10 protein-coding genes are annotated in these 13,053 nt (G+C 64.4%); 3 read left to right on the forward strand and 7 right to left on the reverse strand.

What is annotated here, in order from left to right; translation table 11 throughout:
- Nucleotides 1-43 precede the first annotated feature (43 nt).
- Nucleotides 44-718, forward strand: coding sequence for a 7-cyano-7-deazaguanine/7-aminomethyl-7-deazaguanine transporter (locus AB5Y98_RS11335; RefSeq protein ID WP_267996242.1), 675 nt, complete (start codon nt 44-46; stop codon nt 716-718).
- A 270-nt stretch (nt 719-988) separates the two neighbouring features.
- Here the strand turns inward: AB5Y98_RS11335 and rraA are convergent, their stop codons facing one another.
- On the reverse strand, nt 989-1,474 hold the full coding sequence (gene rraA, locus AB5Y98_RS11340) for a ribonuclease E activity regulator RraA (protein WP_005306574.1): 486 nt from the start codon (nt 1,472-1,474) through the stop codon (nt 989-991).
- A gap of 146 nt (nt 1,475-1,620) precedes the next feature.
- Here rraA and AB5Y98_RS11345 point away from each other — a divergent pair, with 146 nt between their 5' ends.
- Nucleotides 1,621-3,474, forward strand: a complete 1,854-nt coding sequence (locus AB5Y98_RS11345; protein ID WP_054543692.1) for a methyl-accepting chemotaxis protein — start codon at nt 1,621-1,623, stop codon at nt 3,472-3,474.
- A gap of 57 nt (nt 3,475-3,531) precedes the next feature.
- Here the strand turns inward: AB5Y98_RS11345 and mgtE are convergent, their stop codons facing one another.
- The 6 genes from mgtE to AB5Y98_RS11375 all read right to left on the reverse strand — a co-directional run bounded on the left by mgtE (nt 3,532) and on the right by AB5Y98_RS11375 (nt 11,458).
- Nucleotides 3,532-4,956, reverse strand: coding sequence for a magnesium transporter (gene mgtE, locus AB5Y98_RS11350; RefSeq protein WP_010635780.1), 1,425 nt, complete (start codon nt 4,954-4,956; stop codon nt 3,532-3,534).
- Nucleotides 4,957-5,088: 132 nt separating this feature from the next.
- A complete protein-coding gene (gene cysG / locus AB5Y98_RS11355; protein ID WP_368231928.1) occupies nt 5,089-6,495 on the reverse strand; it encodes a siroheme synthase CysG in 1,407 nt (468 codons plus the stop codon).
- 12 nt (nt 6,496-6,507) lie between these two features.
- Nucleotides 6,508-7,320 (reverse strand): nitrite transporter NirC, encoded by an 813-nt coding sequence (gene nirC, locus AB5Y98_RS11360; RefSeq protein WP_368231929.1) that lies wholly within the window; start codon nt 7,318-7,320, stop codon nt 6,508-6,510.
- 57 nt (nt 7,321-7,377) lie between these two features.
- Nucleotides 7,378-7,695, reverse strand: coding sequence for a nitrite reductase small subunit NirD (nirD, locus tag AB5Y98_RS11365; protein ID WP_368231953.1), 318 nt, complete (start codon nt 7,693-7,695; stop codon nt 7,378-7,380).
- Nucleotides 7,695-10,241: a nitrite reductase large subunit NirB gene (gene nirB, locus AB5Y98_RS11370; RefSeq protein WP_368231930.1), complete on the reverse strand. Its 2,547-nt coding sequence runs from the start codon at nt 10,239-10,241 to the stop codon at nt 7,695-7,697. Before nirB ends, nirD begins: the two co-directional genes overlap by 1 nt.
- A gap of 305 nt (nt 10,242-10,546) precedes the next feature.
- Nucleotides 10,547-11,458, reverse strand: coding sequence for a LysR family transcriptional regulator (locus tag AB5Y98_RS11375; RefSeq protein WP_026141329.1), 912 nt, complete (start codon nt 11,456-11,458; stop codon nt 10,547-10,549).
- Nucleotides 11,459-11,626: 168 nt separating this feature from the next.
- Here AB5Y98_RS11375 and AB5Y98_RS11380 point away from each other — a divergent pair, with 168 nt between their 5' ends.
- Nucleotides 11,627-13,051: an MFS transporter gene (locus tag AB5Y98_RS11380; protein WP_368231931.1), complete on the forward strand. Its 1,425-nt coding sequence runs from the start codon at nt 11,627-11,629 to the stop codon at nt 13,049-13,051.
- Nucleotides 13,052-13,053: the final 2 nt, after the last annotated feature.

Consider the following 13,053-nt stretch of genomic DNA (forward strand, 5'->3'; position numbering starts at 1 on the left):
GCGGTATGGGTTCCCTAACCCCATTAACCAAAAAGGTCACAATATGAATCTGACCCCTGCTCAGCACCAGACGGCGCTGGTGCGCCTCTCGTTGTTCCACATCCTGATCATTGCCAGCAGCAACTATCTGGTGCAGCTGCCGATCACCATCTTCGGCTTCCATACCACCTGGGGCGCCTTCAGTTTCCCGTTCATCTTTCTGGCCACCGATCTGACGGTGCGGATCTTCGGTGCCGGTCTGGCGCGCAAGATCATCCAAACCGTGATGTTGCCGGCGCTGGCCATTTCCTATGCGCTGTCGGTGCTGTTCTTTGAGGGCAGCTTCCAGGGCGCTGGCAATCTGGCAGAGTTCAACCTGTTCGTGGCTCGTATCGCCCTGGCCAGCTTTATGGCCTATCTGGTGGGCCAGTTCATGGACGTGGTGGTGTTCAACCGGCTGCGGCTGCTGAAAGCCTGGTGGGTGGCACCGGCGGCCTCCACCCTGTTCGGCAATCTGGTGGATACCATCACCTTCTTCACCATCGCCTTCTGGCGCAGCACGGACCCCTTCATGGCCGAGCACTGGGTCGAGATCGCAACCGTGGACTACGTGTTCAAGCTGCTGATAAGCCTGGGATTGTTTGTGCCGCTCTACGGCGTGCTACTGCGTTATCTCAGCCGCAAGCTGGTGGGCGAGGCCAGTTTGAGCGGCCTGCAAACGGTCACACGGCAAGCCTGACGACATTGACCACCCCTCGGGGTGGTCAATTTTTTTGCATTTATGGCAAATAAGGGTTGCTTAGTTAAATGAGAATGATTATTGTTACCTTGTTTTCCGGGAAAGACTTCATTCGTTCCAACGTGATGGACTTCTTGTGAAGGCACGACATTGCTCACATTGCTTCCAGTTAAGGGGCCAGTTTTTACTGGCCCTCTTTTTTTGTCCGCGTCCGGCAGCACGCGGGCATAAAAAATGGGAGCCTTGGCTCCCATTTTCACTCTGCTCTGCTTACTCGATGTCGAGCGCATCGGGGGAGAGGATCACCCCTGTGGTATCGGCGTAGAGATGGTCGTCCGGCAGGAAGGTGACGCCGCCGAAGTTGACCGGCAGATCGGTCTCGCCTACATCCTTGCTGTCGGCCCCCACCGGAATGGCCGCCAGCGCCTGAATGCCGATATCCAGATCTTCCAGAATGTCGACCTCGCGCACGCAGCCGTAGCAGACGATTCCTTCCCACTCGTTCTCGGCCGCCGTGGTGGCGATCTCGCTGTCGATCAGGGCACGGCGCATGGAGCCGCCGCCATCGATCAGCAGTACCCGACCAACGCCATTTTCTTTGACGAGTTCACGGATCAGGCCGTTCGATTCGAAGCATTTGACTGTGGTGATGACGCCGCCGAAGGAGGCGCGGCCGCCGAAGGAGCAGAGCATGGGTTCGAGCACATCCACCATGTCCTGATAGATGTCGCACAGTTCTGAAGTGTTGTATTCCATTGTGTCAAATCCACCGCTGGAAACAGGTGGGATCCAGTATAAGGAGTGGGACTGGCATTTCAATGAATATTCCTTGAACAACAACAGGGATAACGTTTTCTGCATAAGCTCAATGCATGCCACCCCATGTTTGTGAGAGGTTCATCGTGCTCATCCGTCATAAATTGATCCTGAATACCGCGCTGGTCGCCGTGGCCATGCTGGTATTGAGCAGCCTGTTTTTCTACTCCAACCAGGTGAGTCGCCATCTGACCGAGGCCCAGCGCAATGTGGACAGCCTCGAGATCGCCATGCTCAACCTGCGACGAGCGGAGAAAGACTTCCTGATCCGCAAGGATCTGACCTTCGTTGCCCGCTTCAATGAAGTGCTGGCTGACTTTCACCGGCTCAACCAGACCCTGAGCCAGGAGGATAACCTGAGTGCCGTGCAGGGCGAGCTGACCATGCTGGATCAGCAGATGGAGGCCTATGGCAAGGCCTTCAACGAGCTGGTGGTCCAGCAGCAGAAGATCGGGCTGGGGCCGGAGGATGGACTCTACGGTCGCCTGCGGACGGCGGTGCACGAGGTGGAGGAGGGGCTCAAGCAGCTGGATGAGCAGGGACTGCTCATCACCATGCTGCAGCTGCGGCGGGCGGAGAAAGACTTCATGCTGCGCTCCGACATCCAGTATCTGGAGCGCTTCCAGACCCTGCACAAGGATTTCCAGCAGCGGCTGGCAACCTTGCCGGAGGCTGAACGCGGCAAGCTGGAGCAGGCCAGCGAGCAGTACAAGCAGGACTTCATCGCCCTGGTGCAGGGGATGCAGGTGCTGGGGCTGAATGAGGGGGAAGGGCTGCGCAGCCAGATGCGGGATCTGGTGCACCAGACCGAGCAAGGGTTCGCCGCGGTCGACAAGCACATCGCCGACGAGCTGGTACGGCAGACCTCGCGCCTCAACACCCTGATGCTGGTCTGTGGCGGCGTCATCATAGTGCTGATGGGGATCATGAGCATGCTGCTGGGCCGCAGCATCGATCGCCCCATCTCGCGGGTGAACGACACCGTCAACCGCATCCGGCAGGACAATGACCTGCGCCTCAAGATAGAGCTGCAGGGGGCGGACGAGATGGCGCAGCTGGCGAGCAACCTGGACGTCATGCTGGGAGGTTTTCGCCACCTCATCGGCGACGTGAAGCAGAGCGTGCACACCCTGACCGAGGCGGCGGATCACCTCTCAGGCAACGTGCGCCGCACCAGTGAGGGGGCGGCCCGCCAGCTGCAGGAGACCGACATGGTGGCGACCGCCTCCACCGAAATGGGCTCCACCATAGAGGAGATCGCCCGCAACACCGAGCAGGCAGCCAACAATGCCCAGACCACCAACAACAAGGCGATGGAGGGGCGCAGTGCGGTGGAGAACACCGTCAGCCAGATCCGCTCCCTGGCCGACAACCTGGAAAACTCCTCCCGCGAAGTGGCCCAGCTGCAGCAGGAGAGCGAGACCATCGGCTCTGTGCTGGACGTGATCCGCGGCATCGCCGAGCAGACCAACCTGCTGGCCCTCAACGCGGCCATCGAGGCGGCGCGGGCGGGGGATCAGGGGCGCGGCTTTGCGGTGGTGGCGGACGAGGTACGCAGCCTTGCCATCCGCACCCAGAAGTCGACCCAGGAGATCGCCGGCATCATCAGCTCGCTGCAGAAGCAGACCGGCAACATAGTGGGCATGATGGCGACCTGCCGCGAGCAGGGCAACAGCAGCTCGGAGCAGGCCAGCATGGCGGGTGAACTGCTGGAGCAGATCACCCAGGACGTCACCCACATCATGGACATGAGCACCCAGATTGCCGCCGCCATCGAGCAGCAGAGCCTGGTGGCCAACGAGGTGAACCGCAACGTCAACAACATCCGGGACATCGCCCAGGAGTCGAGTCTGATGGCGGAGGAGAACGCCAAATCGAGTCATGGCCTGACCGAGCAGGCCAAGCTGCTCAACCAAGCGGTGGCCAAATACCGGGTATAGCGGCCGCACCGAATGAACAAGGGAGCCATGAAGGCTCCCTTTTTATTGCCAAGCGGATTAAAGCAGGAACAGGGTGGCCAGCCCCAGGAAGATGAAGAAGCCGCCGGTGTCGGTGATGGCGGTGATCATCACGCTGGCGCCCACCGCCGGGTCGCGCCCCAGCCGGCTCATGGTCATGGGGATGATGACCCCCATCAGCGCCGCCACCAGCAGGTTGAGCATCATGGCCAGCGTCATCACGGCGCCCAGCGCCGCATCCTGATAGAGGATGTAGGTGGCGACCCCCATGGTGCCGCCCCACACCAGGCCGTTGATCAGGGCCACCCCCAGTTCGCGCCACAGCAGGAAGGAGACGTTGCCGGTCTGGATGTGCTGCAGCGCCAGCGCCCGCACTATCATGGTGATGGTCTGGTTGCCGGTGTTGCCGCCGATGCCGGCGACGATGGGCATCAGCGCCGCCAGCGCCACCAGCTGGGAGATGGTGTGCTCGAACAGGCCGATCACCCGCGATGCCACGAAGGCGGTGCAGAGGTTGATGGCGAGCCAGGCCCAGCGAGTCTTGACCGCCTTGGAGACGGGCGCAAACACGTCCTCCTCCTCGCTGATCCCCCCCATCCGGCGCAGGTCGGTGTCGCTCTCCTCATAGACCAGATCCACCACCTCGGCGACGGTGAGGCGGCCCATCAGTTTGCCCCTGGCATCCACCACGGCGGCGGAGACCAGGTCGTCCCGCTCGAAGGTACGGGCGGCGGCCTCATCGTTGTCTTCCGGATCGAAGGTGACCGGATCCTTCTCCATCACGTCGCTCACCCGGGTCTCGGGTCTGTGCAGCAACACGGTCGTGAGCGGCAGTTCTCCCTGCAGCCGGTTGCGCCGGTCGATGACGAACAACTTGTCGGTGTTGTCGGGGATCTGGCCGCGCAGGCGCAGGTAGCGCTGGACGGTGGCCAGGGTCACATCCGGACGCACAGTCACCAGGTCGAAGTCCATCATGGCGCCAACCGTGTGCTTGCCGTAGCGGATCACCTCCCGCACCCGATCCCTGTCCATGGGAGCCATGGAGGTGAGCAGCCGCCCCATCAGGTTGCGGGGCAGGTACTGGCCCAGATAGATCTGATCGTCGATGTCGAGGGTGCTCAGGGCATGCAGCAGCTCCTTGTCGCTCATGCCGCTGATGAGGCTGTCCCACACCGTCTCCGAGGCCTCCACCAGGATCTGGCCGTGCTTGTCCGCATCCACCTGTTGCCACAGTACGTGGCGCTCGTCCGGTGGCAGGGACTCCAGCGCATCGGCGATATCGGCGGCGGGCAGGCTGTTGACCAGTCGGGTGAGCTCGCTGGTCTGGTCCCGCAGTTCGGCGTCCTGCTCCCCTTGCGGGTCGAGCAGGCTGTCGGTGAGGGCGTCGTCGGCGAGCAGCAGGGTGAGGATGCGGGCTCTGTCCTGTTCACGCTGCTTGGCGTTGTTCTTGGCGGGGAGAGACATGAAACTGAATTCCTGAATTCTGTGGTCCGGCTGACACACCCCATAGGATACCAGACTCAAAACAAGAGGTTATGACAGTAAATGCAGGAAAAGAAACGCCACCCCTGGGTGGCGTTTGCATATGAGGTGATATCAGGCCGAAGCCAGCGCCCTCTCCGTGGCAGCCCCTTGCCCGAACCAGGCGAGGGAGTCAGCCAGGGTTACCACAGATCCCACCATGATAAGGGCCGGGCTTTCGACGCCGATGGCCAGCTCGGGCAACTGGTCAAGGGTGCCGCGAATGACCCGCTGGCTCGGCTGGGTGCCGCGCTCGATCAGCGCCACCGGGGTGTCGCCCCCCTTGCCGTGGGCCAGCAGCTGCTCGCGGATGGTGGCGCAGGATGAAAGCCCCATGTAGAACACCAGGGTCTGCTTGTCTTTTGCCAGCAGCGGCCAGTCGAGATCCCGGGCGCCCCCCTTGCCGTGGGCGGTGATGAAGCGCACGCTCTGGGCGTGATCGCGGTGGGTCAGCGGAATGCCGGCGTAGGCGGCGCAGCCGCTGGCCGCCGTGATCCCCGGCACTACCTGAAAGCCAACGCCAGTACCAACGAGTGTCTCCAGCTCCTCGCCGCCGCGGCCGAAGATGAAGGGGTCGCCCCCCTTCAGTCGCACCACTCGCTGCCCCTTCTTCGCCTCCTCCAGTAAGAGCTGGTTGATCCCCTCCTGAGGTACACAGTGGTTGCCCGCCTGCTTGCCGACGAAGATGCGCTTGGCGTCGCGGCGCACCAGCGCCATCACCTCGTCGGAGACCAGCCGGTCATAGACCACCACGTCCGCCTGCTGCATCTGGCGCAGGGCGTGCAGGGTGAGCAGACCCGGATCCCCGGGGCCGGCACCGACTAGCACCACCTCGCCACCGGTCTGGCTTTCATCGGCAAACAGGTTGTCGGCCAGCTGGTGGGCAGAGGCGCTATCCCCCCGAGCCAGCGCTTGCCCGAGCCGATCCGCCCCGAGCAGCCGTTCCCAGAAGCGGCGCCGCTCCCCCATGCTGGCGAAGCGCGTCTTGACCCGATCCCGCAGGCTGCCGGCAAAGGCCGCCACGGCCCCCAGATGCTGGGGCAGCATGGCTTCGAGCTTCTCCCGCAGCAGCCGGGCCAGTACCGGGGCCTTGCCGCCGGAGGAGATGGCCACCATCAGCGGCGAGCGGTCGATGATGGACGGCATGATGAAGCTGGAGCGCTTGGGGTCATCCACCACGTTGGCAAAGATCCGCGCCTGATTCGCGCTCTGGTAGACCAGGGCGTTCACCTCGCGTCGATCGGTGGCGGCCACCACCAGCCACTTGCCCGCCAGTTGCGCCGGTGCGAATTCACCGGCCAGCCACTCGATGCTGCCGTTGGCAGCCAGTTCAGCCAGCTCGGGGTCTAGCTCGGGAGCCACGACTGTGAGCTGGGCACCGGCATCCAGCAGCAGGCGCGCCTTGCGCTCCGCTACCTCGCCGCCGCCGACCAGCAGCACGGGTTTGTTGTCGAGTCGGCAAAAGATGGGCAAGTAGTCCATGGGGCCTCCTGATCAGGCGGTTCGGGTCTGGCTGGCGGAGCTGGTGGTTTCGGTCACGGCAACCTGGCGCTCAGCCTTGGGGGTGGCATACCAGTAGCCGAGTCCCATGAAGAGGGCGCCGGAGACGGTGTTGCCCAGGGTCACCCACAACAGGTTGTGGCCGATGCCGCCCAGGGTGTAGGTCTCGGAGTGGGCGCCGAACCAGGAGAGGGCGAACAGGGTCATGTTGGCGATGGAGTGCTCGTAGCCGGAGGCGATAAAGGCCAGCAGGCACCACCAGATGGCGATGAAGCGGGCGGCACCTTCGGTGCGCAGCGCCATCCAGATGGCGAGGCAGACCAGCCAGTTGCAGAGGATCCCTTTCATGAACAGGGTCAGGGCCGGTGCCTGGGTCTTGGCCAGCGCCACCTTGTGGGCCAGGCTGCCCGCATCCGGCAGCAGGCTGCCGCCGTAGGAGTAGATGAGTGCCACGACCACGGAGCCGAGCAGGTTGCCAGCCCAGGTTTGCGGCAGGATGCGCAGCAGGTCGACCATGGCGATCTTGCCGGTCTTCACCCCGAAGGTGAGGAACATGGTGTGGCCGGTGTAGAGCTCGGAGCCGGCGATGATGACCAGGGTCAGGGCGATGCCGAAGGTGGCCCCCATCACCAGCGGACGGATGGTGGGATCCACCAGGTTGCCCAGGGTGAAGATGAGGATGATGCCAAGGCCCACATAGGCCCCCGCCATGGCGGAGCTGAGCCAGAAGCCGAGCTTGTCGCTGCGCTCGAAGCGGTTGATGCGGGCCGCGTTGGCGGCGCACTTGTTGATGGTTTCGGTATACATCTTTGTTTCCTTCAAGAGGGCCGCCCGCAGGCAGCCCGAAAGAGAGTGAAATCGGCTTTAGACGGCGACCCAGACCTGCTGGTCGCGTACTTCAACGGGATAGCTTTGCACCGACATGGCGGGATTGTCGAAACAGTGGCCGTCCCTCAGGCGAAAGCGCTGCTTCTTGAGCGGGCTGGCGACCCAGAGCTCACCCTCGTGTTCACCTACGATGCCGCGCGACAGCACGTTGGCGGCGAAGAAGGGATCCCGGTTGTCGATGGCGAATACCTCGGCCGCCGCGCTCGGGCGGAACAGGGCGATCTGATACCCCTCGAGCAGAGCGCAGACGCCGGTTCCAGGGAGGATGTCATTGAGTTGGCAGGCTAATTTCATCATTTTGTCTCCACCTCGATCTGGTAGACGGGGATGCGCTCGGCCGGGGTGGCCGGTCGGTGCTGCGCGCGTTCGCTGACGAACTGGACGTCCGGGTCGCGCTTGTCGCTGTTGATGAAGTGGCTGAAGCGCTGCAGCGCCTGCTCTTCGTTGAGGGTGCGCGACCATTCGCATTCGTAGCTGTCGATGAGGGTCTGGATATCGCGCTCCAGGGTCTCGTTTAACCCGAGTTTGTCGTCGACGATCACTTCGCGCAGGTAGTCGACGCCCCCTTCCAGGTTGCCGAGCCAGACCGAGGTGCGCTGCAGTTTGTCGGCGCTGGTGACGTAAAACATCATAAAGCGGTCGATCAGCTTGATCAGGGTCTCGCGGTCGAGGTCAGATGCCAGCAGATCGGCGTGGCGCGGCTTCATGCCGCCGTTGCCACCCACGTAGAGGTTCCAGCCCGCGTCGGTGGCGATGATGCCGACGTCCTTGCCCTGGGCTTCCGCACATTCGCGGGTACAGCCGGAGACGCCGAACTTCATCTTGTGCGGGGTACGAATGCCCTTGTAGCGGTTCTCGAGGAAGACCCCGAGGCCGACGCTGTCCTGCACGCCGAAGCGGCACCAGGTGCTGCCGACGCAGGTCTTGGCCATGCGCAGCGCCTTGGCGTAGGCCTGACCGGTTTCGAAGCCCGCTGCCAGCAACTTGCGCCAGATGGCGGGCAGATCATCCTTCTGGGCCCCGAACAGGCCGATGCGCTGGGCGCCGGTGATCTTGGTGTAGAGCTTGTAGTCGCGGGCCACTTCGGCCACCGCCAGCAGCCCTTCCGGGGTCACTTCACCGCCGGCCATGCGCGGGATGACGGAGTAGCTGCCGTCCTTTTGCATGTTGCCGAGGAAGATGTCGTTGGTGTCCTGCAGCTGGGTGTTGAGCGGGCTCAGCACATAGTCGTTCCAGCAGGAGGCGAGGATGGAGCCGACGGTCGGTTTGCACACCTCGCAGCCATGGCCGTGACCGTGCTTGGCCAGCAGCTCGTCGAAGCTCTTGATCCCTTCCACCTTGACCAGGTGGAACAGCTCCTGACGGGAGTAGGGGAAGTGGCCGCAGAGGTGGTTGTTGACCTCGATGCCCTGCTTCACCAGCTCGGCGTTGAGCACCTGGCTGATGAGCGGCACGCAGCCGCCGCAGCCGGTGCCGGCCTTGGTGTGCTGCTTGATGGCGGCGAGGGTGGTGTGCCCCTCGGCCACCGCCTGGGCGATGTCGCCCTTGGAGACGTCGAAGCAGGAGCAGATCTGGGCGCTCTCCGGCAGGGCATCCACCCCCAGGGTCGGTTTGGCCCCGGCGTAGGCGGGCAGGATCAGGGTGTCCGGGTGGCTCGGCAGCGGCAGGGCGTTGAGCATCATCTGCAGCAGGTTGCCGTAGTCATCCACGTCACCCACCAGCACGGCGCCGAGCAGACGGCTGTTGTCTTCGCTCACCACGATCTTCTTGTAGACGCCGGCCTGGTCGTCCTGGAACACATAGCTGTGGCTGCCCGGGGTGCGGCCATGGGCATCACCGATAGAGCCGACGGAGACGCCGAGCAGCTTGAGCTTGGCGCTCATGTCCGCCCCTTCGAAGCGGCTGTCGCCACCGAGCAGGTGGTCGACGGTGATCTGGGCCATCTTGTAGCCCGGTGCCACCAGGCCGAAGAAGCGACCCTGCCAGGCGGCGCACTCGCCGATGGCGTAGATGTCGGGGTCTGAGGTGAGGCAGTGATCGTCGATGACGATGCCGCCGCGCTCGGCGATGGCGAGATCACCGTAGCGGCCGAGGGTATCTTGCGGGCGGATGCCGGTGGAGAAGACCACCACGTCCACTTCCAGCTGGCTGCCGTCGGCGAAGGCGAGGCGGTGCTGGGCGTCGCGGCCGCCGTGCATCAGGATCTCGCTGGTGCTCTTGCTGGTGTGCACCTGCACGCCCATGGATTCAATCTTGCGGCGCAGCAGCTGGCCACCCTGACCGTCGAGCTGCTCGGCCATCAGCACAGGAGCAAACTCCACCACGTGGGTCTCGAGACCCAGTGCCTTGAGGGCTCCGGCCGCTTCGAGGCCAAGCAGGCCGCCCCCGATCACCACGCCGCTCTTGCCGCTCTTGGCGGCGTTGCGGATGGCTTTCAGATCCTCGATGGTGCGATAGACGAAGCATTCGTGGTGCTGACTGCCCTGAATGGGCGGCACCCAGGGGTAGGAGCCGGTGGCTAGCACCAGCTTGTCGTAACCGACCACAGTGCCCTTGTTGGAGTGCACTTCGCGGTTGGCCCTGTCGATTTTTTTCACCGCTTCACCAAGCAGCAACCGAATGCCGTGCTTGTCGTAGAAACCGGGTTTGACGAGGGAGAGATCTTCGCTGGTGTGGTGGGAGAAGTAGGAGGAGAGATGGACGCGATCGTAGGCGGGACGGGGTTCTGCACCGAAGACGGTGATCTCGTAGCGGCCCGGGTCGGCCCGCTCGATCAGCTCTTCGATGAAGCGGTGCCCCACCATGCCGTTGCCCACAACGACCAGTCTGACTTTGCTCATGATTGCCTCTAGTTTGGAGTAATAAAACATCATTCTGAGGCTAGGCTACCCAGTCGGCAGGGGCGGGCGATTGATGCAAATCAAGTGTCTATTTATATATCTCCTCAGGGGTAATTCCTGATAATTCAAAGCTATACATAAATAGGTATACCAGTGGTGCAATTGGTTATGGCGTGGGGAGCGGAGCCACCGCTGCAGGGGCTGCCTGGCTGACCCTGCAAAGAAATGCCCGTACCGTCAAAAAGCGTGAAAAATTCCTTCATGGGATGGCGGCAGCCATGGGTTGCCAGCAGAACCGGGGGGCGTCAGGGAAGGGGGCGGTAAGGCTCCTGGGCGCAGATATCGCGGATGAGGGTGCGCAGCCAGCGGTGGGCCGGGTCGGCATCCAGCCTGGGGTGCCAGAGCAGGGCGACCCGGATCGCTGGCAGCGCGAAGGGCAGGGGACGAACAACCAGCTCCCCCAGCAGGGCGGCGCAGTGACGCTCAGGCACAGTGGCCACCAGATCGCTGCCGCGCACCAGCGCCAGCGCGGTGGCAAAGCCGGGCACCAGGGTGGCGACGGTGCGCGAGAGCCCCTGCTTGGCCAGCGCCTCATCGACCGGGCTGTGGGGTTGGCCGCGGCGGGATACCAGCACGTGGCGCGCCCCGGCGTAGCGGCTGGCGGTGAGTAGGCCGTCGCACAGTGGATGACCGGGGCGCATTACGGCGACGAAGTGGTCCTGAAACAGGGCCTGGGTACGCAGCTCGGGCGCCGTGGTGGCGCTGATGACCCCGGTCTCGAAATCCAGCTCGCCGCTGCGCAAGGGGCCGCTCTCCTTGTCCGGCTTGGCCAGAAAGTGGAGCCGTACTCCGGGCGCCTCGGTGGCGAGCCGGCTCAGCAGGGCGGCGCCGAACAGTTCCACCAGCCCCTCGCTGGCGCGCAGGGTGAAGGTGCGCTCCAGCCGCGCCGGGTCGACCTCCTGTCGGGGGCTCAGCATGCTCTCTGCTTCCTGCACCAGCCGGCCGACCTGCTCGCGCAGCAACTGGGCTCGAGGGGTCGGCACCAGGCCGCGGCCGGCCCGTACCAGCAGCGGGTCGCCGGTGGTCTCCCGCAATCTTGCCAGGGCCCGGCTCATGGCAGAGGGGCTCAAGCCCAGTCGTCTGGCGGCGCCCGCCACGCTACCTTCGTCCAGCAGGGCATCCAGGGTGATCAGCAGGTTGAGGTCGGGAGTGCTCATGTGCATGCCTTCATCGGAGTGGGAGCAGAGGGGCCAGCTTCATCATACCCGAGAACGGGTACCCTCATATGGCGTCCGCTGCATTGATAAGCTGCAACTGGTGCGTCTTCCGCCTGCTCACCGGCCCCACTAGCCTTGTCGTCATCACCCCTATGTGGAGCCCTGCTCATGTCAACATCAACCCATTTCCCGCCCCTGGCGGCGCCTCGTCTCGGTCTGCTGGCGCTTGGCCTCGCCACCCTGTTGCCCATGCTGGCGGCCAGCATGGGCGGCATCTTGCTGCCGGCATTGGGGGCTGCCTTTCATCTGCCCTTCGCCACCTTGCAATGGGTGCTGGTGGCTTACCTGCTGGGGCTCACCTGCCTGACAGTGGTGGCCGGCCGGCTGGGTGACAGGTTCGGCCGGCGTCGGCTGCTGCTCTGGGGCATGGGGGGATTTGCGCTGGCCTCCCTGCTCTGCGCGCTGGCACCGACCATCGGCTGGTTGATCGCCGCCCGGGCGCTGCAGGGGGCGAGTGCGGCCTGCATGCTGACGCTCTCGCTGGCCATGGTGGGGCAGCTGGTGTCGCCGGCCAGACGGGGCTGGAGCATGGGATTGCTCGGCACCCTGTCGGCCTGTGGCACGGCGCTGGGCCCCTCGTTTGGCGGCCTGCTGCTGGAGGTGGCGGGCTGGCAGGCTGCCTTCCTGGCGCTGCTACCCCTTGGCCTGCTGGCGCTGCTCTGTGCCCGTGCCGGTCTACCCGATGACGGGGCGAGCGGGCAGGGGGCACGACTCAACCTGGCCAGCCTGGGGTGGCTGCTGGTGACGCTGCTGGGCTACGGGCTGGCGCTCACTGCGACAGGCATCCTGGCCCTCTGGCTTGGGGGCGGGGCGCTGCTGGCCGCCGCCTGGCTGATGCGCAGCGAACTGGGCTCCCCCGCCCCTCTGTTGCCGTTGGCATTGCTGCGAACCCGGCGGCTGCGCGGCGCTCTGGCGGCCAGTGCGCTGGTGGCCGGGGTGATGGTGGCGACCCTGCTGATCGGTCCCTTCTATCTGCAGGGGGTATTCGGGCTCGGCCCGCTGACCAGCGGGCTGCTTATCTCGGGTGGACCCCTGCTGGCGGCACTGAGCGGGATGCCAGCCGGTTGGCTGGTGGATAGGGTCGGCGCCATCACAGTGGTGCGACTGGGCTTGCTGGTGATGAGCGCGGCGGTGGTGCTGCTGGCCACCCTGGGCAGCGGCGGGGGCCCGATGGGATACCTGCTGCCCGTGTTGCTGCTGACTGCCGGCTACGCCCTGTTCCAGACCGCCAACAACAGCCTAGTGATCGGCGCCGCCGACGAACAGACCCGTGGTGCCGTGGCCGGGTTGCTGACCCTGTCGCGCAATCTGGGCCAGCTGACGGGGGCGGCGGGGCTGGGGGCCCTGTTTGCCGCCCTGGCGGGAGGCGGCAATCCGGCCGTCGCCAGTGCGAGCGAGCTGGCGTTCGCCATGCGGGCCACTTTCGCCCTGACGGCTCTGCTGCTGATGAGCGCACTCTGGCTGGCGGGGAGAGGTGAACGCGACGTGCCGGGCAATGCGACCCGGGAAGGCTGCGAGCTGAGAGAGCGCTGAAA

The sequence above is a fragment of the Aeromonas sp. s3 genome, from assembly GCF_040907805.1.
GTDB lineage: Bacteria > Pseudomonadota > Gammaproteobacteria > Enterobacterales > Aeromonadaceae > Aeromonas > Aeromonas dhakensis.

Coding starts and splice junctions, on each gene's coding strand:
- cysG (WP_368231928.1), bottom strand. CDS start 6,495: ATGGACTACTTGCCCATCTTTTGCCGACTCGACAACAAACCCGTGCTG.
- rraA (WP_005306574.1), bottom strand. CDS start 1,474: ATGGAATACAACACTTCAGAACTGTGCGACATCTATCAGGACATGGTG.
- nirC (WP_368231929.1), bottom strand. CDS start 7,320: ATGTATACCGAAACCATCAACAAGTGCGCCGCCAACGCGGCCCGCATC.
- nirD (WP_368231953.1), bottom strand. CDS start 7,695: ATGAAATTAGCCTGCCAACTCAATGACATCCTCCCTGGAACCGGCGTC.
- mgtE (WP_010635780.1), bottom strand. CDS start 4,956: ATGTCTCTCCCCGCCAAGAACAACGCCAAGCAGCGTGAACAGGACAGA.
- nirB (WP_368231930.1), bottom strand. CDS start 10,241: ATGAGCAAAGTCAGACTGGTCGTTGTGGGCAACGGCATGGTGGGGCAC.
- AB5Y98_RS11380 (WP_368231931.1), top strand. CDS start 11,627: ATGTCAACATCAACCCATTTCCCGCCCCTGGCGGCGCCTCGTCTCGGT.
- AB5Y98_RS11375 (WP_026141329.1), bottom strand. CDS start 11,458: ATGAGCACTCCCGACCTCAACCTGCTGATCACCCTGGATGCCCTGCTG.
- AB5Y98_RS11335 (WP_267996242.1), top strand. CDS start 44: ATGAATCTGACCCCTGCTCAGCACCAGACGGCGCTGGTGCGCCTCTCG.